At 67.6% G+C, this 21,954-nt stretch carries 17 protein-coding genes; 9 read left to right on the forward strand and 8 right to left on the reverse strand.

The window, feature by feature from the left end; all coding sequences use genetic code 11:
* Nucleotides 1–15: 15 nt before the first annotated feature.
* From AAHM44_RS21840 to AAHM44_RS21855, 4 genes are read right to left on the reverse strand one after another with little or no spacing between them, the layout of a single operon-like run.
* On the reverse strand, nt 16–834 hold the full coding sequence (locus AAHM44_RS21840) for an ATP-binding cassette domain-containing protein (protein ID WP_342251307.1): 819 nt from the start codon (nt 832–834) through the stop codon (nt 16–18).
* A complete protein-coding gene (locus tag AAHM44_RS21845; protein WP_184168469.1) occupies nt 828–1,829 on the reverse strand; it encodes a sugar ABC transporter substrate-binding protein in 1,002 nt (333 codons plus the stop codon). The genes AAHM44_RS21840 and AAHM44_RS21845 overlap by 7 nt, the downstream gene beginning before the upstream one ends.
* Before the next feature lie 5 nt (nt 1,830–1,834).
* Nucleotides 1,835–2,284 carry a MaoC family dehydratase gene (locus tag AAHM44_RS21850; protein ID WP_269575988.1) on the reverse strand — a complete coding sequence of 150 codons (450 nt, stop codon included), beginning with the start codon at nt 2,282–2,284 and terminating at the stop codon, nt 1,835–1,837.
* Entirely contained in the window at nt 2,281–3,456 is a 1,176-nt protein-coding gene (locus AAHM44_RS21855) for a CaiB/BaiF CoA transferase family protein (RefSeq protein ID WP_342251308.1), read from the reverse strand. The genes AAHM44_RS21850 and AAHM44_RS21855 overlap by 4 nt, the downstream gene beginning before the upstream one ends.
* Before the next feature lie 69 nt (nt 3,457–3,525).
* Here AAHM44_RS21855 and AAHM44_RS21860 point away from each other — a divergent pair, with 69 nt between their 5' ends.
* From AAHM44_RS21860 to AAHM44_RS21895, 8 genes are all read left to right on the forward strand, one after another.
* A complete protein-coding gene (locus tag AAHM44_RS21860) occupies nt 3,526–4,653 on the forward strand; it encodes an extracellular solute-binding protein (RefSeq protein WP_342251309.1) in 1,128 nt (375 codons plus the stop codon).
* Nucleotides 4,647–5,765: a CaiB/BaiF CoA transferase family protein gene (locus AAHM44_RS21865; protein WP_342251310.1), complete on the forward strand. Its 1,119-nt coding sequence runs from the start codon at nt 4,647–4,649 to the stop codon at nt 5,763–5,765. The genes AAHM44_RS21860 and AAHM44_RS21865 overlap by 7 nt, the downstream gene beginning before the upstream one ends.
* Before the next feature lie 13 nt (nt 5,766–5,778).
* Complete coding sequence (locus AAHM44_RS21870; protein WP_342251311.1) at nt 5,779–6,612, forward strand: ThuA domain-containing protein; 834 nt, start codon at nt 5,779–5,781, stop codon at nt 6,610–6,612.
* Between the two features lie 388 nt (nt 6,613–7,000).
* Entirely contained in the window at nt 7,001–9,754 is a 2,754-nt protein-coding gene (locus AAHM44_RS21875) for a TonB-dependent receptor (RefSeq protein WP_342251312.1), read from the forward strand.
* A 65-nt stretch (nt 9,755–9,819) separates the two neighbouring features.
* Nucleotides 9,820–11,226: an alkaline phosphatase gene (gene phoA / locus AAHM44_RS21880; protein ID WP_342251313.1), complete on the forward strand. Its 1,407-nt coding sequence runs from the start codon at nt 9,820–9,822 to the stop codon at nt 11,224–11,226.
* Nucleotides 11,227–11,278: 52 nt separating this feature from the next.
* A complete protein-coding gene (locus AAHM44_RS21885; protein WP_269575993.1) occupies nt 11,279–11,923 on the forward strand; it encodes an RNA polymerase sigma factor in 645 nt (214 codons plus the stop codon).
* Nucleotides 11,889–12,857, forward strand: a complete 969-nt coding sequence (locus AAHM44_RS21890) for a FecR family protein (RefSeq protein WP_342251314.1) — start codon at nt 11,889–11,891, stop codon at nt 12,855–12,857. The genes AAHM44_RS21885 and AAHM44_RS21890 overlap by 35 nt, the downstream gene beginning before the upstream one ends.
* Nucleotides 12,858–12,940: 83 nt before the next feature.
* A complete protein-coding gene (locus AAHM44_RS21895; protein WP_342251315.1) occupies nt 12,941–16,165 on the forward strand; it encodes a TonB-dependent receptor in 3,225 nt (1,074 codons plus the stop codon).
* 69 nt (nt 16,166–16,234) lie between these two features.
* Here the strand turns inward: AAHM44_RS21895 and AAHM44_RS21900 are convergent, their stop codons facing one another.
* The 4 genes from AAHM44_RS21900 to AAHM44_RS21915 form a co-directional block, all read right to left on the reverse strand.
* The gene (locus AAHM44_RS21900) at nt 16,235–16,612 is read right to left on the reverse strand and encodes a YdbL family protein (protein WP_269575997.1); all 378 of its coding nucleotides are present in this window, start codon (nt 16,610–16,612) and stop codon (nt 16,235–16,237) included.
* Nucleotides 16,612–16,836, reverse strand: a complete 225-nt coding sequence (locus AAHM44_RS21905) for a YnbE family lipoprotein (protein WP_260396173.1) — start codon at nt 16,834–16,836, stop codon at nt 16,612–16,614. Before AAHM44_RS21905 ends, AAHM44_RS21900 begins: the two co-directional genes overlap by 1 nt.
* On the reverse strand, nt 16,833–19,910 hold the full coding sequence (locus AAHM44_RS21910) for a YdbH domain-containing protein (RefSeq protein ID WP_342251316.1): 3,078 nt from the start codon (nt 19,908–19,910) through the stop codon (nt 16,833–16,835). The genes AAHM44_RS21905 and AAHM44_RS21910 overlap by 4 nt, the downstream gene beginning before the upstream one ends.
* 281 nt (nt 19,911–20,191) lie before the next feature.
* Nucleotides 20,192–20,590 carry an Imm39 family immunity protein gene (locus tag AAHM44_RS21915; protein ID WP_342251317.1) on the reverse strand — a complete coding sequence of 133 codons (399 nt, stop codon included), beginning with the start codon at nt 20,588–20,590 and terminating at the stop codon, nt 20,192–20,194.
* 255 nt (nt 20,591–20,845) lie between these two features.
* On the opposite strand from AAHM44_RS21915, the gene AAHM44_RS21920 reads away from it, so the two are divergent.
* On the forward strand, nt 20,846–21,706 hold the full coding sequence (locus AAHM44_RS21920; protein ID WP_342251318.1) for a hypothetical protein: 861 nt from the start codon (nt 20,846–20,848) through the stop codon (nt 21,704–21,706).
* The last annotated feature ends 248 nt before the right edge of the window (nt 21,707–21,954 follow it).

The raw sequence follows: 21,954 nt of genomic DNA on the forward strand, positions 1-21,954 counted from the left end.
CCCCCCCTCCGCCCCTTACCCCGGGCCCCCGGGGGCCCCCCGGGGAACAGAAAGTGCCGTGGGCACGATTGCGCCCAACGGCCTGGCCCGCGACCTACGTTCGAGCGCCTGAACCGAACGGCCCGCAATCGCTTCCGCAATCGCCGCTTCGTCCAGCGTCGCGGTCTGGGCGTGCAGCACTGCGCGGCCATCGCGCAGCACGGTGACTTCGTCGGTGAGCGACAGGATCTCGTCGAGGAAATGCGAGACGAACAGCACCGCGTGGCCCTGTGCGGCGAGCAGGCGGACCACGGCATAGACGCGTTCGCGCTCATGTTCGGCGAGCGAGGCGGTCGGCTCGTCCATGATGAGCAGCGCCGGATCGGCCATCAGCCCCTGGGCGATCGCGACCATCTGGCGCGTGCCGATCGGCAGATCGCCGACCAGCGCATCGAGATCGAAGGGATTGCCGAGCAGCCCAGCGACTTCGGCGGCGCGGGCGCGCCCTGCCCGATCGGCGCGCCAGCCGCCGGCACGCTCGAGCAGCATGTTCTCGACCACGGACAGCGTCGGCACCAGCGGGATATGCTGGTAGATCGTCGCCACGCCTGCCGCCCGTGCCGCGCGCGGGCTGGTCCAGTGCACGGGTTCGCCCCGCCAGTGGATCGTGCCGCCGCTCGCCGGGATCGCGCCGGCAAGCACCTTGATCAGCGTCGACTTGCCCGCGCCGTTGGCGCCGAGCAGCCCGTGGACGCGGCCGGCATGCAAGGTGAGATCGACCCCGCGCAGCGCGGCGGTGCCGTTCGGCCAGATCTTCTCGACGCCGGCGAGGCTGAGGAGCGGCGCGCCTACCATTGGCCGACACATTCGCTGACGGTCGCCCGGGTCACCGCCGGGATCGGATAGGTGCGGAAGCGCGAGGCGCCCTGGGCCTTGTCGTGCAGCGCTTCGAAGGCGAGCGCGCCCAGCGCCTCGGGCTTAAAGCAGACGGTGCCGTCGACCGCGCCGGCCTTGATCGAGGCGATGGCGAGCTTCGAGCCGCCGACGCCGATCAGCCGGGCCTTTGCGCCCGCCGCGCGCACGGCGCGGGCGCAGCCGATCACCATGTCGTCGGCCTCGTTATAGAACAGGTCGATATCGGGCTGGGCGGCGAGGATGTTCTGGCAGGCCGCCTCCCCGCCCTGGCTGGTCCAGTTGCCCGGCTGCGAAGCGACGATCCGGTAGCGCAGCCCGGCGGCATCGAGCGCGAGGCGGAAGCCGCGGGCGCGCTGCTCGACTTCGGGGAAGCCGGCAGCACCTTCGATGATCGCGATGCGGGCGGTGCGGTCGCGCGGCAGCCAGGTCGCGGCGAGCGAGCCCGCCGCGCGGCCGGCGGCGACTTCGTCCTGCGAAGCGAGCGCGACGAGGCCGGGATAGACGTTGTCGATCGCGCGGGTGCGCGGATCGCCGACCAGCGCCGCCACCGCCGCGATCGGAACATTCTGGCTATTGGCGCGGCGGACCCAGCCCTGGGCGACGACGGAGTCGATCGGCATCACCGCGACGCCGGCGACCTTCTGGGCGATCAGGTCGTCAATGTCGTTGGCCTGTTTCTGGACGTCGCCCTTGGCATCGAGCACCACGGCGCGGGCACCGGCCTTGGCGGCGGCGTCGCTGAAGCCCTTGGCGATGGCGGCGGCGAAGGGATAGCTGAGCCCGACGGTGGACAGGCCGTAGCGCGGGCCGTTGCCCGCCTGGCTGGCCACCGCGCCATTGGCCGCGCGCGCGGCATTGCGCACGCCGGCGAGCGATGCCGCCGAGATGGCGACGACGCAGAGCGCGAGGACCAGGGGGATCGGGCGCAACCGCATCGGGTTCAGGCCAGATCGCGCCGGGCGACGAGATAGAGATGCTCGCAGGCCAGCACGGTCTCGCCGCGCTGGTTGCGGATATCGACCGCCTCGGTGACGACGCCGTGGCTGGTGCGCTTGGGGTGGTCGCGCTTGTCGGCGATGCGGGTGATCGTCGTGATCGTGTCGCCGATATGGACCGGGCGGATGAAGCGCAGCCGATCATAGCCATAGGACATGGCGTGCGGATTGATCACCGTGGCGGTGAGCCCGATGCCGATCGCGAAGATCATCGTGCCGTGCGCGATGCGCTGGCCGATCTCCTGCGTGCTGCACCACTCGGCATCCATGTGATGCGGGAAGAAATCGCCGGTATGGCCAGCATGGACGACGAAATCGGTCTCGGTGATCGTGCGGCCAAAGCTCGTGCGGGTGCTGCCGATTTCGTACTGCTCGAAATATTGCTCGACTATCATGCGGCGAACTCCCGGTCGATTGCGGTGCGGTCGGCGCCGAGACGGGGCGCGGCGCGCGGCGAGGTGAGGATGCTGCCGTCGATGCGGATCGGGCAGCGGGTGAGCGTGAGTTCGGCGCCGTCGGGGGAGCGAACCGTCTGGGTGGCGTGCAGCGCGGCGAAGGCGGGTTCGGCCCGGAGCGCCGGCCAGTCGAGCACCGGCGCCGCCCAGATGCCGGCAGGCTCGAGCAGGGCGAGCCAGTCGGCGGTGGGGCGCTTTAGCAGGTGGTCGCGGAGCAGCGCCTTGATCGCGTCACGCTCGGCGAACCAGCTGGCGGGCGGGAAGCCGGCCAGGGTTTCGAGGCCGATTATGGTGCCGAGCCTGTCGACCGGGGCCATGGCGAGCGCGAGCCAGCCGTCCGCGGTCTGGTAGATGCCATAGGGGGCGGCGAGATAGACATTGCCGTTCGCGACAGCACTGCGCGGGGGCATCGTCTCGTCGCGGTTGAGATGGACCGAGAGATGCTCGAACTGGAGGTCGATCGCGGTCTCGATCAGGCTGACATCGACGCGGCCGCCCTGCCCTGTGGTGCCGCGGCGGACGAGCAGCGCGAGGATGCCCTGGGCGAGCTGGGCGCCGGCCATCATGTCGGTGATCGACAGGCCGGCGGGGACTGGCGGGCCGTTCTGGTCGCCCGAGAGCCAGGCGATGCCGGAGAGCGACTGGACGAGCAGGTCCTGTCCCGGCTTGTCGCGCCACGGGCCGTCGGGGCCATAGCCGCTGACGCCGGCATAGATCAGGCGCGGGTTGAGCGCCGAGACGTCGGCCCAGCCGAGGCCGAGCCGCTCCATGATGCCGGGGCGGAAATTGTGGATCAGCACATCGGCGCGGGCGACGAGGCGGCGAACGGCGTCGAGGTCTTCGGGGTGCTTGAGGTCGGCGGCGTAGCTCTGCTTGCCGCGGTTGATCGCGTGGAACAGCGCGCTGTCCTGGTCGAACGCCATGTCCGCGAGGAACAGGCCGCGACTCGAATCGCCGCCCTCGCGCCGCTCGACCTTGATGACGCGCGCACCGAGGTCGGCGAGGCGCAGCGCGCAGGACGGGCCGGCGAGGAACTGGCTGAAATCCAGCACCGTCACGCCGGCCAGCGGCGCTGATGCGCCCGTGCCTGTGCTGTGGTCACCCTCTCCCACAATCCACTCCGATTAATATTCTAATATGATTATTGCCCTGACGCTATTGTCGCGGCTATGCCGAGTCAAATGATTTCCCGGGAAGCGGGAGAAACGGGAGAGAAGGCCGTGCGCGGCATGACCTGGGACCATTCGCGTGGCTATGATCCGCTGGTGGCGGCGGCTTCGGCATGGGAGGCGCGGACCGGGCAGGCGATCGCCTGGGACCGGCGCTCGCTGCAGGATTTCGAGAGCTGGCCGGTCGAGGAGCTGGCGCGGCGCTATGACCTGATCGTGATCGATCACCCGCATGTCGGCCAGGTCGCGGAGAGCGGATGCCTGGTGGCGCTCGATGGCTTGGTGGACCTGGCGGAGATCGCGGGCGGTTCGGTCGGCGGCTCTTACGAGAGCTATGCGTGGGGCGGGCATCAATGGGCCTTGCCGATCGACGCGGCGGCGCAGGTCCAGGCCTGGGCGCCCGGGCGGGTCGCGGGGCCGGTGGCGCGGTGGGAGGAACTGGCCGCGCTGGTAACCGAGGGCCGCGCATCGCTGCCGCTGCGGCCGCCGCACAGCCTGATGAGCCTGTTCACCCTGTGCGGGCTCGCCGGCGTCGAACTGGGCGGCGAGGCGTTCTTCCCGGCGGAGGCGGTGCGGGCCTATGACCTGCTCGCGGCGGTGGCGGATCCGGCGGCGTTCGCGATGGACCCGATCGCGATGTTCGAGGCGATGGCGGCGCCGGACAGCCGGCTGGCGGTGGTGCCGCTGATCTATGGCTATGTGAACTACGCCCTGCCCGGCTACCGCGACACGCGCATCCGCTTCGCCGATATCCCGGTGCTCGACCACGGCCCGCGCGGATCGGCGCTGGGGGGCACGGGCATCGCCGTCTCCGCCTATGCGCAGGATCGGGCGGCTGCAGTTGCTTTCGCGGTCTGGGTGGCGAGCGGGGCGGTGCAGCGCGGGATCATCGCTCCGAATGGCGGCCAGCCGGGGCATGCCGATGCGTGGGACGACGATGCCGCCAATGCGGCCAGCGGCGACTTCTATCGCGCTACCCGGGCGACACTGGACAATGCCTGGGTCCGGCCGCGGCATGCCGGGTACATGGCCTTCCAGCATGCCGCCTCGGAACGGCTCAACCAGGGGCTGCGCGCGGGCGAGGACGGCGCCTCCGTCATCGCGGCGCTCAACCGGCTCTACGCGGACTCGCAATGCTAGAGGGGCTGCTCATCATCGACATGGCGCAGTTCCTGTCGGGGCCCTCCGCCGCGCTGCGGCTCGGCGACCTCGGCGCGCGGGTGATCAAGGTCGAGCGGCCGGGGAGCGGCGACATCTGCCGCTCGCTCTACCTGAGCGACACCGACATCGCCGGCGACTCCACGCTGTTCCACGCGATCAACCGCAACAAGCAGAGCCTCGCCGCCGACCTGAAGGACCCGCGCGACGCGGCGCGCGTCCACCGGCTGATCGCGCAGGCCGATGTGGTGATCCAGAACTTCCGGCCCGGCGTCGCCGAGCGGCTCGGCTTCGGACCGGCGGCACTGCGCGCGCGGAACCCGCGGCTGATCGTCGGCAGCATCTCCGGCTATGGCGAGGACGGCCCCTGGGCCGACCTGCCCGGCCAGGACCTGCTGGCCCAGGCACTGTCCGGCGCGATGTGGCTGAGCGGCGACGCGCAGGACGGCCCGGTACCCTTCGGTCTGTCGGTGGCGGACATGCTCGCCGGACATGTGCTGGTCGAGGGCATCCTCGCCGCGCTGGTCCGACGCGGCATCTCGAGCGAAGGCGCGCATGTCGAGACCAGCCTGCTCGAGGCACTGATCGACCTGCAGTTCGAAGTGCTGACCACCCATCTGAACGACGGCGGCCGCCCGCCCCGCCGCGCGGCGGTGGACAATGCCCATGCCTATCTCGCCGCGCCCTATGGCACCTATCGAACGCAGGACGGCTGGCTTGCGCTGGCGATGACCCCGCTCGAGACGCTGGCGCCGCTGCTCGACCTGCCGCTTGCCGGCCGCGATCCCTTTGCCGAACGCGACGCGATCAAGGCGCTGATCGCCGTGCGACTTGTCGGGGCAACCACCCGGCACTGGCTCGACCGGCTGCGCCCGCACGACATCTGGTGCGCGCCGGTGAACGACTGGCCTCGCCTGCTTGCCGAAGACGCCTTCCAGCGGCTCGACATGCTCCAGCAGGTCGGGCGCGGCGTGACGACTACCCGCAGCCCCGTCCGCATCGATGGCGCGCGGGCCGGCAGCCCGGCCGGCGCCCCCCGGGTGGGCGAACATGATGACGCGATCGTCGCCGAATTCGGCCTCGACCAGGATTGATCGGAGAGAGTTGATGTCGCTGAGCCTGCTTGCCCTCGCCCTGCTCGCCCAGACCGCCCCCGCCACGCAGCAATCGGCGACGCCGCCGCCACGCGACCCGCGCAACTGGCCGACACCAGTGATGGACACGGTCGCCCCCAAGCTGCCGCCGCTGCGGCGCGGCGCGGTGCTCGTCCTGTCGAAGACCAACGGCTTCCGCGATCCCGAGCAGATCGACGCCGCCAAGGCCGTGCTCGCCGGGATCATCCGCAAGCAGGGGCGCGACGTGTTCGAGACCGAGAATGCCGCGGTCATCAACCCGCGCGACCTCGCCAAATTCTCGACGATCGTGCTCAACAGCACTTCGGGCAACATCTTCGACGACGGCCAGCGCGCAGCGTTCAAGGCCTGGGTGGAGAAAGGTGGCGGCGTGGTACTGCTCCACGGCGCCGGCGGCGATCCGACCTATGACTGGAAGTGGTATCCCGAGACGCTGATCGGCGCGCAGTTCATCGGCCATACCGGACGGCCCAAGCAGTTCCAGCAGGGCAGCATCGACGTGATCGACCGCAGCAACCCGGCCGCCCGCGACCTGCCCGCCAAATGGGTGCGGACCGAGGAATGGTATTCGTTCGACAAGGTGCCGAGCGGCAACTGCACCCGCATTCTCGCGACGCTGGACGAGACCAGCTACGAGCCGTTCCCGGAGCGCACCCGGATGGGCAAGACGCATCCGCTGATCTGGACCCGGTGCGTCGGCAAGGGGCGGGTCTTCTTCTCGGCGCTGGGGCACAAGGCCGAGACCTATGCCGAGCCGCTGCACCAGACGCTGATCTCGGGGGCGATCCGCTGGGCCGCGCGGCGCTAGGCAGTATCGGCAACCGCCAGCCAACACCCCAGCAACATTTTGTCTGATATCCGGCCGGCGGCGTGTTTTCCCCTACGGCCTGCGGGCATTGCACGCGGATCGCCGCGCGGGGGATGCCCGCGCGGCGCGGATATATTCGCCCCGCGTCACAGCCACGTAATATCTGTTCCCCACCGGACCCCGCGAAAGAAAAGTTTCAGGTCGAGACGCGTCAGGGCCGTCGTCAGACCTGGAGGAGCGGAGAGGCAGGCGTGAAGGGGCCGACGGGCCCCTGAATCGCCGACAGAAGAAGTTCGAACAACGCCGCCATCCCGGTCTCTCGCAGGCCGGGAAACGCCGGCGTTCGCCCGCGCAACATGGCGGGATCCATATCCAGAGGGGGATAGATATGCTTATCAAGTCGAGTCATCGTACCCATGCCGCGCAGCTTCTGCTGGGCGCGGCGTTCGCGGCGCTCTGCGTCGCCCCCGCCGCCGCGCAGACCGCGCCGGCCGCCGAGCCGGTCGCCGAGGAAGACAGCGGCGCGATCGTCGTCTCCGGCTATCGCCGCAGCCTCGAAGACGCGATCGACATGAAGCGCAACACGATCGGCTTCTCGGATTCGATCGTCGCCACCGACATCGCCGACTTCCCCGAGCAGAACCTGTCCGAAGCGCTGCAGCGCGTGCCCGGCGTGACCATCGAGCGCGAAAAGGGCCTGGGCACCCGCGTCAATGTGCGCGGCCTGCCGAGCGAGTTCACCTTCGTCTCGATCAACAAGCTCGCCACCGCCTCGGGCTCGGGCGGCCGCGACGTCGAGTTCGACATCTTCGCCTCCGAACTGATCCAGTCGGTCACCGTGCAGAAGTCGCCGACCGCGGCGGACGAGGAAGGCGGCATCGCCGGCTCGGTCGCGATCCGCACCGCGCGCCCGTTCGACAATCCTGGCCTGCGCCTGGTCGGCAGCGCCGAAGGCGCCTACAACTCGATCTCCGAGAAGATCGACCCGAGCTTCTCCTTCCTCGCCAGCAACACCTTCGGCGATTTCGGCGCGCTGATCTCGGTCGCCAAGCAGCAGCGCACCAACCGCACCGATTCCAATTCGGGCATCAACTTCCGCCCGATCGCGCGCTGGACCGACCGTGCCGGCACCACCTATCGCAACCAGGCGATCGCGGTGCTGCAGCGCGACGCCGGCATCACCTTCACCGACGCGATGAAGAACAAGATCGTCTTCCTCGACAAGGTGGGCGACCGGGTCTACCAAAACGATCAGGACCGGCTCGGCATCTCGGGCTCGCTCCAGTACAAGCCGCACAACAATTTCAGCCTCGCCTTCGACGCGTTCCTCGGCTCGTACGACACGACCGAGGACGAGTATGACGCGGCGGGCTATTCGGCTTCGAGCAACTCGACGCTGGAGACGATCCACGGCTTCGACGCGACCACGCTGTCGAGCGCGGGCATTGTGGTGCTGCGTGACGTTTCGTACACCAACACCCAGCACGAATTCCTGAGCAAGCAGTACATCACCGATACCGATTATCGCCAGTTCAGCGGCGAGATGAACTGGAAGACCGGCCGGCTGACGATCAACGCGCTGGGCGGCTATTCGGGCGCCAAGCGGGTGCTGGACTATGCCAACCTCAAGCACGTCGCCTATGCGCCGTCGCGCACCCGCTATACCGAGAATGGCGGCGAGACGATCCCGAGCGCCAACCCCAACACGATCGACATGTACAATGCGCCGAGCAAGTACCTGTTCGAGGCCTATGAGACGACGCGCGAGCAGATCAACGACGACAAATATGCCGGCCAGATCGACCTGGGCTATGATTTCGGTTCGTCGGTATTCAAGCGCTTCACGCTGGGCGGCCGCTACACCAGCAAGACCAACGAGCGCCAATATGGCGAGGAGAAGATCCAGGGCCCGACGCGCGGCAGCACCGCCTATGTCAACGTCCGCAAGCTCGGCGACAGCCCACTCACCAATGTGACCGACATCGTCGGCGGCAAGGACTATCAGGCGCGCAACCTGAGCTGGTCGCAGATCTCGAACGACTATGCCCGCAGCTTCTTCCGCCCGGCCGGCTTCGTGACGCCGTTCCAGAACGCCAACTATTACAAGGTCAAGGAAGAGACGATCGCGGGCTATGCGATGCTCGACATGGAGTTCGACGTCTCGTTCCCGATCGTGGCGAACCTGGGCGGGCGCTATGTGCGCACGACGATCAATTCGGAGGGCTTCCACCAGGTCCAGAACCCGAACGGCACCACCGGGCTGACCCCGGCGCCGGTTTCGAGCACGGGCCGCTACGAGAAGTTCCTGCCCTCGTTCAACGCGCATGCCGAGCTGACCGACAGCCTCTACCTGCGCGCCGCCGCTTCGCAGACGCTGATCCGCCCGGCGCTGACCGACCTGGCCTACAAGCGCACCGCGAGCTTCAGCAGCTATCGCTACACCGACGGCAATCCGGGCCTGAAGCCGACCTTTGCCGACCAGTGGGAAGTCGGCGTCGAGAAGTATCTCGGCAAGGACGGCGGCATCCTGGCGGCGTCGTATTTCTGGAAGAAGATCAAGGGCGTGGTCCAGAGCCGCCTGACCGGGGTGGCGAAGGGCGTGACCGTGTACAACGCCAACGGCTCGGTCAACGGCGTCTATGATTTCGACGTCTACCAGCCGGTCAATGCCGAGGGCTCGTACAATGTCAGCGGCATCGAGCTGAACGCGGTGATCCCGTTCGGCATGTTCGCCCGCTGGATGGACGGCTTCGGCATCAACGCCAACGCCACCTTCCTCGACAGCTCGCTGACCGGCCAGTCCGACCTGGGCGTGCCGACCTCGCCGATCGGCCTGTCGGACAACACGTACAATGCGACGGTGTTCTACGATAAGGGCCCGATCTCGCTGCGCGTGTCGTACAACCGCAAGGGCGCCTATGTGGAGCGGATCGAGCGGAACATGTATCCGGTCTATCGCGACGCCTATGGCCAGTTCGACTTCGCGGCGAGCTACCAGCTGATGCGCAACTTCCGCGTGGAGCTGCAGGGCATCAACGTGGGGAACGCCAAGACCACGGGCTACACGATGGATCCGTCCTTCCCGACCACCTACGAATTCTCGGGAAGCCGCATCACGCTGGGCATCCGCGCCCAGTTCTGACCCCTCTGACCGGGCCGGCATGTCCTGGGCATGCCGGCCCGCTATCCGCTTCGGAGTATATTGCCATGATCTCGCGCATCGCCCTCGCCGCGCTTCTCGCGCTTTCGAGCCAGCCCGCGCTGGCGCAGGAAACCACGCCCGACCTGTCGCGCACCGCGCGCGGTGACGTGCGCGAACCGGGCGGCGCGCGGCGCCTGCCGGGCGACATGCGCGCGCTCTACGAGAAGCTGAGCAGGGAAGGCGAGGTCCGCAACGTCATCCTGCTGATCGGCGACGGCATGGGCGATTCCGAGATCACCCTGGCGCGCAACTATGCCGAGGGCGCCGGCGGCTATTTCAAGGGCATCGACGCCCTGCCCTTCACCGGCCAGTACACGCATTATTCGCTCGATCGCGAGACCGGCAAGCCGAACTACGTCACCGACAGCGCGGCATCGGCGACGGCATGGGCATCGGGCGTGAAGAGCTATAACGGCGCGATCGGCGTCGACGTGAACGGCAAGGCGCAGCGCACGCTGCTCGAATATGCCAAGGCCGCCGGCCTCGCCACCGGCGACGTCTCGACCGCCGAGATCCAGGACGCGACCCCGGGCGCGCAGATCGCCCATGTCGCCTTCCGCAGCTGCTATGCGCCGGCGGTGACGCTCAAGACCTGCCCGCAGGACGCGCTGGAGAATGGCGGCCTCGGCTCGATCACCGAGCAGCTGCTCGACGTCCGGGCCGATCTGGTGCTCGGCGGCGGCGCCAAGAGCTTCGCCGAGGCCGCGAGCGCCGGCAAGTGGAAGGGCAAGACGCTGGAGCAGCAGGCCCGGGCGCGCGGCTACCGGATCGTCCGCAACGCCGCCGAGCTCGACGCCGTCACCCGCGCGGACGACAAGCAGCCGCTGATCGGCCTGTTCGCCGAGGGCAACATGCCGGTGCGCTGGACCGGTCCCAAGGCGAGCTATCACGGCAATATCGACCAGCCGGCGATCACCTGCCAGCCCAATGCCGCGCGCGATGCCGGCATCCCGACGCTGGCGGGGATGACGCGCAAGGCGATCGCGCTGCTCCAGGGCAACCCCAGGGGCTTCTTCCTCCAGGTCGAAGGCGCCTCGATCGACAAGCAGGATCATGCCGCCAATCCGTGCGGGCAGATCGGCGAGACGGTCGATCTCGACGAAGCCGTGCAGGTCGCGCTCGAATTCGCCCGCAAGGACGGCCACACGCTGGTGATCGTCACGGCCGATCATGCCCATACCAGCCAGATCGTCGGCAACGGCACCCGGGCACCGGGCCTGACCGCGGCGCTCAACACGCTCGAGGGCGGGGTGATGACGGTCAGCTACGGCACCGCCGAGGAGGGCTCGCAGGGGCATACCGGCACCCAGCTGCGCATCGCGGCCTATGGCCCGCGCGCGGTCAACGTCAGCGGCCTGCTCGACCAGACCGACCTGCACTACATCATCCGGGACGCGCTTGGATTGAAGTGATCGGGCGCCACCGCATCCGACTTGTCACAATGGCGTGGCAGGGGGCGCCGAGATGAGTGTTCCGTCCGACGATCGCAGCCAATGGCTCGCCACGCGCATCCTGCCGCACGAGCCGGCGCTGCGGCGCTGGCTGCACGGGCTGAGCGCGCTCGACGACGCGGATGTCGATGACCTGGTGCAGGAAACCTATGCGGTGCTCGCCACCCGCGCCTCGGTCGCCGAGATCGCCGATCCGCGCGCCTATGCCTTCCAGGTCGCGCGCTCGCTGTTCCTCCAGGGGGTGCGGCGCGCCAAGATCGTGTCGATCCAGGCCGTCGCCGACCTGGCCGAGCTCGACACGGCGGACGATGCGCCCTCCCCCTTCGATCAGGCCGCCGGGCGTGAGGACCTGCGCCGGCTCGCCGCCGCGATCGAGGCGATGCCGCCCCAGACGCGGCGCGCCTTCCAGCTGCGCCGGGTCGAGGGATTGTCGCAGCGCGAAGTCGCCGCCGCGACCCGGCTTTCCGAGAGTACGGTCGAAAAACATATCGGCCGCGGCATCAGAATATTGATGGCGCAATTTGGACGTGGCGGAAAAGCGGTGCCCCGTGCATCTACATCCGGGGAAAGGGTGCCGGGCACGCCGGAGCCGAACGAAACCAGCCAGAAGAACGCCACGCCGGATGCACGATCGCGAGACAGCCGAAACTATCGATGATGCGGCGTCCGAATGGGCGGCGCGGATCGATCGTGGGCTGAGCGAACCCGAGCAACAGGCGCTCGACGCCTGGCTGGCAGTCGATACGCGGCGGATCGGTGCGCTGGCCCGGGCGCGGGCGCTGTGGGTGCATGCCGAACAAGCAGTGGCGCGCGGGCCGGTGCCTGCCGAGGTTGAACCGCGAAAAGGCCTGTTGAACCGGCGCCGGCTGCTGGCCGGAGGCGCCACGGCGCTCGCCGCGACGCTGGCCGGCGTGCTGGTCGTGCCGCGCCTGCTGGGCGACAGTGGCGAACTTGCGAGCGGGATCGGCGAGACGCGGCGGGTGACGCTGGAGGATGGCTCGGCGGTCACCTTGGGGCCAGGCACCCGGTTGCGGCGCAGCTTCGACACTGCCCGGCGACTGATCGAGCTGGTTTCGGGCGAAGCGTTCTTCGAAGTCGCGCAGGATGCGCGGCGGCCCTTTGTCGTCCTCGCCGGGCAAATGACGCTGCGTGCGCTCGAAAGCGCCTTCGGCGTGCGCGCGATCGAAGGCGTGCCGCTGGCGGTGATCGTCTCGACCGGCAAGGTCAGGGTGGGCGCCGGCGGCGTCGAACGGGTGCTGGAGTCCAATATGCGGCTCGACGCCAGCGCGCCCGGCGCCACGGCGCGGGTGACCCGGCTCGAGCCCGATGCGTTGCAGCGCTCGCTCGCCTGGCGCGAGGGGATACTGGCGTTCGAAGGCGACATGCTGGCCAGCGTCGCCAAGCAGTTCGATCGCTACGGCGCGGTGCGGATCGTGATTGCCGATCCGGTGCTAGCGCGCGAACCGATCACCGGCAGCTTCGCCGCCAATGATCCGCGTGGCTTCGCCCGGGCGATCGCCGCCAGCCTTGGCGCGCGGGTCGCTATCGAAGGCGACACGATCCGCCTGAGCCGGCAACCGCCAGCGAAATAATTTTCGCGCACCGGTGGGGGAAGATCGCGCCCCGGCCATCTACCGGGTGACGCCGGCGTTTGCCGGCCCAACGGGGATACTCAATGCAGTCCAGGATGGTGTGTGGCACGGCGATTGCCGTGGTGATGGCGTGCGTCTCGCAGCCGGCCCAGGCGCAGGTGCGCCAGTTCAACCTGCGCGAGCAGGCCGCGGTAAAGGGCATTCCGGAGTTCAGCCGCCAGGCCGGCATCCAGGTGGTTGCGCCCGCCGGGCGCCTTGCGGGCAAGACGACCAAGGCGGTGAGCGGCCGCATGTCGATCGACGCCGCGCTCGACCAGCTGCTGCGCGGCACCGGGCTGCGCGTGGTTGCGCGCAGCGGCGCGACGATCAGCCTTGGCCAGGGGCCGGAGGATCCCCGCCCCCAGCCGGAACCCGCCGTCGCTGAGGACGAGGGCCAGGAAATCACCGTCACCGGTTCGCGCATCGCCCAGCGCGTCCGCGATACCGCCACCCCAGTCGCGGTGGTGACCCAGGAGGACATCCAGCTCTCCGGCACGATCAATGTCGAGGATTTGTTCAACGACATGCCGCAGTTCGTGCCCTCCACCAATGGCGGCGCGTACGGCAATGTCGTGCCCGGCGGCACGGCGGATGCGAATTTGCGCGGCTTCGGCGCGACGCGGAACCTGGTGCTGGTCAATGGCCGGCGCTTCACCATCTCGGGCCCCGAGCAGGTTACCGATCTCAACTCGATCCCAACCGCGCTGATCAAGCGCACCGAGATCGTCACCGGCGGCTCGTCGGCGGTCTATGGCTCGGACGCGATCACCGGCGTGATCAACTTCATCCTGCGTGACGATTTCGAGGGGATCGAGCTCGGCAGCCAGCTCAATCTAGACAGCCCAACCGCAACGCCGACCTACAGCATCGACCTGACGCTGGGTAGGAACTTCGGCGGCGGGCGCGGCAACCTCACCGTGTCGGGCAACTATCTCGATCGCGGCGCGGTGACCCGGCGCCAGCGCGGCGACTTCGCGCCGCAATGGCTGGTCGATGGCTGCGTGACGCCCGAAAGCTATGACAAGCGCGGCGCGGGCAAGCCGATCGCGGTGCCCTCGGGCTCGACCTGCCGCGCGGCGGGCGGCGTGCCCGGGCTGATCGCCAGCGGCAGCGGCGACATCCCCAATGGCCGCTTCACCGGCGTGCCGCTGGTCGGCTCCTCGACCTCGACCCCGGGGCTCGATGCGGCGCTGGTCGCCGCCGGCCTGGGCGGGCTCGGCTCGCGCGGCTTCACCTTCAACGATGCCGGCACGGCCGCGCGCCCGGCGCTCGATCCGCAGGACAATTACAACCTCCAGCCCGACAATTATCTGATCGTGCCGCAGAAGCGCTGGATGGTGAACGCGTTCGGCCATTACGACTTCAGCGACGCGGCGACCGCCTATGGCGAGTTCCACTACAGCCAGAACAAGGTCGACCAGCAGCTGGCGCCGGCGAGCATCAGCGGCACCTTCCTGTTCAACACCAACAATCCCTATCTCACCCCGGCGATGCAGAATGTGCTGCAGCAGCTCGACCTGGCCGAGCGCACCTCAAGCGCGACCAACCGGCCCGGCGACGGCATCGTCGCACTCACCGCGGCACGGCGGCTGGTCGAGGTCGGCCTGCGCGGCGAGATCGGCAGCGTGTCGAGCAGCTTCCTGAGCGACCTCAACTACGACGTCTATTACAGCTATGCCGAGACGAAGCAGCGCGACAGCCAGGACGGCAATATCTCGCGCAGCCGCTACCAGACCGGGCTGCTCTCGCAGAACGGCGCGGCGCCGCTGATCAACATCTTCGGCCAGAACATGTCCCAAGCGGCAGTGGACTCGATCATCGGTGACGCGACCAACCGCAGCGTGGCGAAGCAGCAGGTGGCGCAGGCCACGCTTTCGGGCACTTTGTTCAAGCTGCCGGCCGGCCCGGCGGGCTTCTCGCTGGGTGCCGAGTGGCGCAAGTCCTCGGCGCGCTACACGCCCGACACCTTCCTGTCCTCGGGCGACGCGGTCGGCTTTCCGGCAAGCCAGCCGACCAAGGGCAGCATCACCGCGCGCGAGATCTTCGGCGAGGTCAAGCTGCCGCTGCTCCACGACCTGCCACTGATCCAGAAGCTCACCGCCAATGGCGGGTTCCGCTACTCCGACTATGACCTGAAGGGTGTCGGCGGCGTCTGGACCTATCTCGGTGGCATTGAATGGCGCGTCGACGACAATATCGCGCTTCGTGGCCAGTATCAGCGCGCGGTGCGGGCGCCCAATGTCGGCGAGCTGTTCGGCGGCCTGCGCCAGAGCAGCGAAGCGGCGATCGACCCCTGTTCGAGCCGCCAGCCGACCGCGCAGCAGACCGCGGCGGTGCGCGATCTCTGCATCGCCACCGGCGTGCCGGCATCGATGGTGTTCACCGCGCCGGTGCAGCCGAACAACACCGTCACCGCCACCTATGGCGGCAACCCCAGTGTCGGTGAGGAGCGCTCGAACACCTATACGCTGGGTGCGGTGATCACGCCGCGCGCGATCCCGCGACTGGTGCTGAGCGTCGACTATTTCAACATCACGCTCGACGGCGCGATCGCGCCGCTGGGCGGCGGGCTGAACAACACGCTGAGCCTCTGCTACAACACGGTGCAGGACGCCACGAGCGAGTTCTGCCGCGCGATCAGCCGCAACCCGGCGACCGGCGAGATCAGCGGGCAATATACCGCGCAGATCCTCCAGGCGAACACCGGTTCGCTCAAGACCTCGGGCATCGACTTCGGCGCACGCTATGCCTTCGACCTGGGCTTTGCGCTGCCGGGGCTGGGCGACGGGCACAGCACGCTGGAGCTGGGCACCAATTGGACCTGGACGCGCGAGTTCACTTCGGTTCCCGTCGCGGCGCTGCCTGCGATCAAGAACGAATGCGTCGGCGCGTTCGGCACCACTTGCGGCGAGCCGATCCCCGAATTCCGGGGCGTGACCCGCGTCACCTGGCGCAACGGCCCACTCGACCTGAGCGTGCGCGGTCGCTTCATCGATGCGGTGACGATCGACACCTATCTGCTGCCCAGGCGCCGGGGCAGCACGACCACGCCGGACCTGGCGAACCTGGTCAATCCGCGGATTCGCCCGCAGCAATATTTCGACCTGTCCTTCGCCTACAAGATGGACAATGTCCGGCTGTTCGGCGGGATCAACAACCTGCTCGATCACAAGCCGCCGATCGTCAACAATCCGCGCGCGAACACCTATCCCACCACCTATGACGCAATGGGAATGGGCTTCTTCTTCGGTTCCACGATCAAGTTCTGAAGAAGGATGGCCGGGCGGTTCCCTCACCGCCCGGCCACACCCTGTTCCTGCAATTCCGACGCGATCGCGTCAGAGGCAGCGCGGGTCGCGCACCGGAGCGTCGTTGCCACGGGTCAGCCAGCGGCCGTCGGGGGCGCGGTACTTTTCGCCCGGCACGGTGCGCAGGATCAGGTTGCAACCGGTGACGAAAGCCATCTGCTCCACGGTCGAGCTCGCGGCAGCCTGCTTGGTGTACTGGCTCTTCCGCTGGATGTTGATGTTGTTCACGATCGCCTGAAGCGCGGGCGTGGCCGCGCCGACGATGCCGATATAGCCGTCGGGCTGCTCGCCCACGAGCCCGTCCTCGCGCGCGGCCTGATAGGCCGGGTCGCGCTGGGCGAAGGCGGGAGCGATCAGGCCGGCTGCGAGCGCCGCCGACAGGCCGAGGGTGGAGAGCATGTTGCGCATCAGAAAATTCCCGGATTGTCCTGGATGAGTTCCTTCGCCTTGTTGTCGAGACGATAGACTACTTCCTGGGTGATCGAAATATTGAGGTTGATGACGATCGGCTTGTCGGGCGCGGTCACGTTGATGCAGCCGCCCGCGAGCAGGATCGGAGCTACTGCAAGATATCTGCGCCAGCATGGTTGCACCTGTGTCATGCGTCGAAACTGCATCTTCTTGCCTTTCATGGAACAGGGGCGCTTTCGCGAGGCTGAACGGCTGGTTTCGCCGCCTCCTGTGCACGATTCTGCTCCTCGATCAATGCGGGCAGGTTCCGCTCGATCAGGCGGCGGGGATCGTACCAGGACTGCACCGAGTCGAGCAGCTGGCGGAAGGGTGCGCTGATCCGCACGTTGAACACGAAGGGCAGCCGCGCCAGCCGGCGGATCAGGAAGTTCGATTTCGTGCCCTTGCCCTGGCTGATGCCGGAGAAGTTGATGTCGGTGATCATCTCGCCGGCCAGCGGGCCGTTCATGCGGATCGTGAGGTTCCGGTAGTTCAGCGACTTCAGCGCCTGGAAAGCCATGTTCCCCCACAGGCCGACATCCTGCCGGGAGACCTCGCCGACATAGGCGATGTGTCCTCCCTCCCGGGCGCGGAGCTCGCCGCCCTCGATGCGCCCGCCATTCGCATCGAAGATCATCGGCAGCGTGCCATCGAACGTGCCGGTGGCGTCGAGATTGTCGAACGCCATTTCCTTCAGGAACAGCGCCGCATCCGCGCCCTTGACGTGGAAGGTCAGCCGCCGCTCGCCCTTTTCGTTGAAGTCGAGGATGGTCGGGTCGAGGACGAGCTCGCCGCCCGCGAAGGGCCAGCGGGCGCCCTCCACCTGGACGCGGCGGCTGTCGAGCAGCTGGTAGCGCAGGGCGCCGTCGCGGACCGGGACGCCGGGGTTGATCTCGGCGACGCGGGCGGCCTGGCCCGGCGCGGTGCGCATGTTGAGCAGGTCGACGAAATCGAGCTGCGTCGTCAGCCCCGAGACCGGACCGAATGCCGCCGCCAGGGCGATGTCGGTCGCGGTGAAGCGGCCCGTGCTGGTCACCGTGTCGCCCGACCAGGCGAAGCGGCCGGTGCCGGCTACCAGGCCCTCGACATCCGCGATCACACCATAGGTGAGCGCGGTAAGATCCGTCGGCTGGAGGCCGTCGACCTTGAAGCGGATGCCCGGGATATCGAGCACGGCCTGTCCCTCGCCCTTGGCCAGGTCATGCGCGATCTCCACCTTGCCCACCGCGACCTGGCGCTTGGTGCCGAGCAGATCGGCATGCGCTTCGATCCTGCCGTCGCGAAAATTCACGGTCGCGGCGGGGGCGGCGAGGGATTCGAAACGCGCAGGGGCTTCGGCGTCGGAGAGGGTGAAACCGCCCAGCAGCGCGAGGTTCCCGTCCTCGAATTTCCAGCTCCCCTTCCCTTCCGACACCACCAGCGGCACCGCGCCTATCCGGCCGCCGAGCCCCAGGAAATCGCCGGCCAGCCCCGACCCGAAACCGCCGTCCAACTGCGCGATATCGAGCCGCGTCGGCTGATCGGCACCCAGGCGCAGCGCCGCGCCGGCGAGGCGGAAGCCGCTCGCCCCCAGATCGAGCTGCGCCGCGTCCACGGCAAGATCCAGCGGACTGTCGCCGACCTTGCCGTGCAGGTTCAACTTAGTGCCGCGGACCCCGCCCGCAAGGCCCCGGGGGCTCCACCTGACCATCGCCGGGCCGACCGGGCAAAGCGGCAGCCGATCGCCGTCCAGCACCAGGCTGCCCACCGAGATCCGCGCGAAGCCGAGCGTGGCGCAACCCGGGTTCAGCTCGAACGCGCGTGCGTCCCAGCGGGCGAGCAACGGCATCGCCAGCCCGTCGACCCGCCCGCCGCTCACCGGCCCCGACAACGTCGCCGAAGTCCGCATTTCGCCGGCGGTGCCGCGCAGGCGGAAATCGAGATTGGAGAAGGCGAGCCGCGCATCGCCCGCCACATAGGGCCGGACGAAACCGGTGCCGCGCAGCTCGGCGCTGCCCGGCCGGCGCGACAGGCGGACCACCGCATCGGGCAGTCCGCCGCCGCCGAGCGACAGCTGGCCCGCCAGATCGATGTCGCCGCCGGGCAAGGCCAGCCGCCCGCCCGGCCCCTGGCCGAAATGCAGCCGCGCGCCCGATGCCGCCGCGACCGCCAGGTTGCGCAGGCGCAGCTCGGCCGGGGTGACCGCCACCGCGGCGGTGCCGCTGAAACGCCGGCCGGCGTCGCGCACGGCACCGGCGAACTTGCGGACCAGCGGCGCCACCGGGCTGCCCTGGCCGAGATCGCCATAGCCGGCCAGGCGCGCAAGCATCGCCGGCGGCAGCGCCGCGCGCTCGAACGCGACTTCGCCCTGGAACGCCGCCGCATCACCCAGCGTGTAGCTGCCCGAGATCGCAGCCGCGCCCGCGCTGATCTCCCGGGCGGCCAGCGCGCCGGAGCGGAGCGCGACCTTGCCCTCGGTGCGGGCGCCGGTGCCGGCGAAATCGACCGTGCCGCTGAACAGGCGCAGGCTGCCGAGCGAAGACGCGACGGCCGGCGCGGCGAGGCCGGCACTGCCCTGCCAGCGTGCCAGCGACGCGTCGAGCGCGGCGCGGAGATCGATGCGCGGCTGCGCGGCGCGGACATCCGCACAGGCCAGCCGCGCCGCCTGGGCCGGCCCTTCGAGGCTGGGCGCTCCCTTGCGGATGCGCAGCTGCATCCGGGCGGTGGTGCCGTCGAGCGTGCACTCGGCAAGGCGCAGGCGCGGCGCGGTGGCGCGCACATTGCCGGCGAACCCGTCGCTCAGCATCCCCTTACCGCTGAACTGCAGCAGGACGCGGCCGGCATCGCTGTCGAGCCGGAGCCGGGCATCGGCGAGATCGACGATCATGCGGGGGAGCGAGAAAGGCTTGCCCGAGGGCGGCGGCATCAGCCGGTCGAGCGATCCCAGCGAGAGCGCCCCATTGACGATGCGCCCCTTCGCCCGGATCGCGCCGGCCTTCACCACCAGCACTTCGGCACGCCAGGGAGAGAGCGCGGTGCGCAGCTCGATCCAGTCCGCGGCCAGATCGGGATCGCGCGGATCGCCGATCGACACATTGGTCAGCCGCTGCCGCCAGGGCGACAGCTGCTCGATCTCGTAGCGGGCGGCAACGCCGCGCGCGGCCAGCTCGCGATCGACAAAGCCGCGCGCGATCGTGCGCCGCTGCAGCCAGACCGCGGCGAGCGCCACCACCAGAACGATGGACAGGACAATGGCAATGCGGCGCCGGCGCGACATCCCGCGGGGGGCAGCGGGTTGCACACTCCCTGCGTCCGTCTCTTCGTCGCTACCGCTCACGCCCGCTCCAGCTCAGCAGCGACCGACCGGTTGCGGCGCCGTAATCACTTAGAGCTTTTCTATGCTGCAAAGGTTCCGTGAAAGGCAACGGCGTGCGGGTTACACCCCTGCCTTAGAGGGAGGGGTGCGTATCGATATTCAGATGCAGCGGTTTAGGCCGTGGGCTCATAAGAGCAGCTTGTCGGCTAACGCCCCAATAGCGGACGTGGGATTTGCCGGCCTCAAGTCGCATCAAGAAGTTCTTTAAACCTATCGATGGGCAAATTGTATTTCTTGCCAGCGTGGACCAGTGCAGTAAGCGTTGCCTTCCGATATACCCGAGCCATCTCATCTTCGGTTGCGCCCAATAGCCGATGAACATCGATTTCTATCGCCAGTGGCAGTTCACCATCTTTGGGGTCTATCCTGCCAAAATGCGGCTTTTCCTCATCGACCAACCCCTCTCTAATGATGAGCCCGACCCACCTGAATGGCGTATTTTCGAGATACTCTGACTGGATTATTTCCTGTTCCAATTCCTCGCGTACCCGATTACCGGCCGATGCCACGGCCTTTGTGGGCCGCACTCTAGCCATCGTAAGCGCGACACAGCCTATTACCAACTTTCTATTGTGAGCCATGTCGAAGCCCGCTTCCCGCTATCGCTCGTTCGTGAGAACGATCGACCATTTCCTAGGCAAGCACAACGACCGCTTTCCGCCCAATAGCGGCCGCTCAGCGGAGACGGCCGATCCAAAAGCTGCCGGGCTGCAAACGCCCGAATTGCAGCCATGCCCGCGAAGGCTATAGTCTACTTTGCGGCGCTTAGATTATGAACCTCGATTTGGAGCTTGGGCATTGGATATCGTGTTCGGGGAGTGTGACCAGTGAGAGCGATGTGGCGATTCCTTTCCTTCGGGTGGATAGGGTTCGTTCTCTTTGGGGCCCCAGTCCATGCTCAGGATGGCCCGCGCCTGCAGAAGCTCTCCGATAACTATATCGCGTATCTGACAGGTGGCGCATCGACATCCAATGGACCGATCGAGGCGACAATTCGTCGATTTTCTGAACGGCCGGCAGGGCCTAAGATTATTTCAGCGGCGGAATGGGAAACGTTGGTCGACAGTCGATTGATCCCCATTACTCAATTGCGCGCTATGCTATCGAATTGTCGGGGAGGCGGAACCGCTCTGCTCTGGGAGGATAAAGTCCCTGAATTTAGCCGCCATCAATTTTTGGAGTGCGTCATCGCGGGCGAGGTTAGGGTGATGTATGTCATCGTTCGGGCAAGGCAGAACGACGGCAACATCGTCTCCGTGAAGGCTATCGAAGGCAGTCCTATGGGTTGGCAGCCGCCGCCCCCAAGCGGACCTGCGTGGCGGCAGTTCGATGAACACCTGTTTGCTCAATACAAGTCAACCGTTGGCAGATTTATAGACACTTTGTCTAAAGGCACGCCCCCAAGCGACGCCCATTCGCCGAAATCAATTGAACTATATCGAGACGAAGGTGATCCAGAGAGCATCTCTGTAGGTGCGCTGAGGAATATTACGACGGGGTGCAAGGTTGCATTTATGGCAGCCGCGAAAGTTTGGATCAGAAAGGAAAAAATTCAAAAAGAGGGCATTAAGACTGCCCTAAAGTGCGACGCAGCTAGTTCTGCGCCTTCGGATATTGTAATTTATTCGTCATTCTCGGGCGTGGATATCGATACCGTAGCAGTGGCGGCGGCGAACAACTATAAATTGCCACATTAGAAGCGGCGGCGCGGAAATAAAAATGGCTGGCCCGCCCCAAATTCCCGATGAAGCCAAGCCTCGCCCGCATGGACGAATGACCCATAAAACGTCCAGCAAATCTGGCCGTGGCGGCTAGCCACCCAATCTCGGACGTTCCACCCTCGTGCCAGAAGCGGTCGTTTAGGCGTTCGCGACCTGGCAGTTCCCCGGCGAAGGCGGGGTCCAGGGTCACAGGCGATCCGGCAGAGAAGCCCTGGGCCCCCGCC

This window comes from Sphingomonas sp. OTU376 (assembly GCF_038440415.1).
GTDB lineage: Bacteria > Pseudomonadota > Alphaproteobacteria > Sphingomonadales > Sphingomonadaceae > Sphingomonas > Sphingomonas kyeonggiensis_A.

Excerpts from the sequence above, each read along its gene's own strand:
- AAHM44_RS21840 (WP_342251307.1), bottom strand. The coding sequence starts at position 834 with ATGGTAGGCGCGCCGCTCCTCAGCCTCGCCGGCGTCGAGAAGATCTGG.
- AAHM44_RS21845 (WP_184168469.1), bottom strand. The coding sequence starts at position 1,829 with ATGCGGTTGCGCCCGATCCCCCTGGTCCTCGCGCTCTGCGTCGTCGCC.
- AAHM44_RS21850 (WP_269575988.1), bottom strand. The coding sequence starts at position 2,284 with ATGATAGTCGAGCAATATTTCGAGCAGTACGAAATCGGCAGCACCCGC.
- AAHM44_RS21860 (WP_342251309.1), top strand. The coding sequence starts at position 3,526 with ATGATTTCCCGGGAAGCGGGAGAAACGGGAGAGAAGGCCGTGCGCGGC.
- AAHM44_RS21865 (WP_342251310.1), top strand. The coding sequence starts at position 4,647 with ATGCTAGAGGGGCTGCTCATCATCGACATGGCGCAGTTCCTGTCGGGG.
- AAHM44_RS21870 (WP_342251311.1), top strand. The coding sequence starts at position 5,779 with ATGTCGCTGAGCCTGCTTGCCCTCGCCCTGCTCGCCCAGACCGCCCCC.
- AAHM44_RS21875 (WP_342251312.1), top strand. The coding sequence starts at position 7,001 with ATGCTTATCAAGTCGAGTCATCGTACCCATGCCGCGCAGCTTCTGCTG.
- phoA (WP_342251313.1), top strand. The coding sequence starts at position 9,820 with ATGATCTCGCGCATCGCCCTCGCCGCGCTTCTCGCGCTTTCGAGCCAG.
- AAHM44_RS21885 (WP_269575993.1), top strand. The coding sequence starts at position 11,279 with ATGAGTGTTCCGTCCGACGATCGCAGCCAATGGCTCGCCACGCGCATC.
- AAHM44_RS21890 (WP_342251314.1), top strand. The coding sequence starts at position 11,889 with ATGCACGATCGCGAGACAGCCGAAACTATCGATGATGCGGCGTCCGAA.
- AAHM44_RS21895 (WP_342251315.1), top strand. The coding sequence starts at position 12,941 with ATGCAGTCCAGGATGGTGTGTGGCACGGCGATTGCCGTGGTGATGGCG.
- AAHM44_RS21900 (WP_269575997.1), bottom strand. The coding sequence starts at position 16,612 with ATGCGCAACATGCTCTCCACCCTCGGCCTGTCGGCGGCGCTCGCAGCC.
- AAHM44_RS21905 (WP_260396173.1), bottom strand. The coding sequence starts at position 16,836 with ATGAAAGGCAAGAAGATGCAGTTTCGACGCATGACACAGGTGCAACCA.
- AAHM44_RS21910 (WP_342251316.1), bottom strand. The coding sequence starts at position 19,910 with ATGTCGCGCCGGCGCCGCATTGCCATTGTCCTGTCCATCGTTCTGGTG.
- AAHM44_RS21915 (WP_342251317.1), bottom strand. The coding sequence starts at position 20,590 with ATGGCTCACAATAGAAAGTTGGTAATAGGCTGTGTCGCGCTTACGATG.
- AAHM44_RS21920 (WP_342251318.1), top strand. The coding sequence starts at position 20,846 with ATGTGGCGATTCCTTTCCTTCGGGTGGATAGGGTTCGTTCTCTTTGGG.